Genomic DNA, 236 nt, shown 5'->3' on the forward strand with positions numbered 1-236 from the left:
GCGTTACCCGGGCCTGGCCGATGAAAGCTCGCTGGAACTCGGTGCCAAGGTCGCCAAGGGCGAGATGAAGTGGTAATTCCGTTCAATCAATGGAGAGTGTTCCCATGAGCAAGATCGCAATTATCGGTGCCACTGGCCGCGCTGGCAGCCAGTTGCTGGAGGAGGCCCTGCGCCGTGGCCACAGTGTGTTGGCCATCGCCCGCGACCCTTCGCGATTGCAGGGCCGTGAAGGGGTG

Annotated in this window: 1 protein-coding gene; it reads left to right on the forward strand. The window is 62.3% G+C overall.

Annotated features, from left to right (window positions below; genetic code table 11):
• Positions 1-104: 104 nt before the first annotated feature.
• Positions 105-236: NmrA family NAD(P)-binding protein (locus AC6UDF_RS07445; RefSeq protein ID WP_500724264.1), on the forward strand; the 132-nt coding region annotated here is incomplete at its 3' end.

The organism is Fructilactobacillus sp. X2R6C1 (assembly GCF_059901295.1).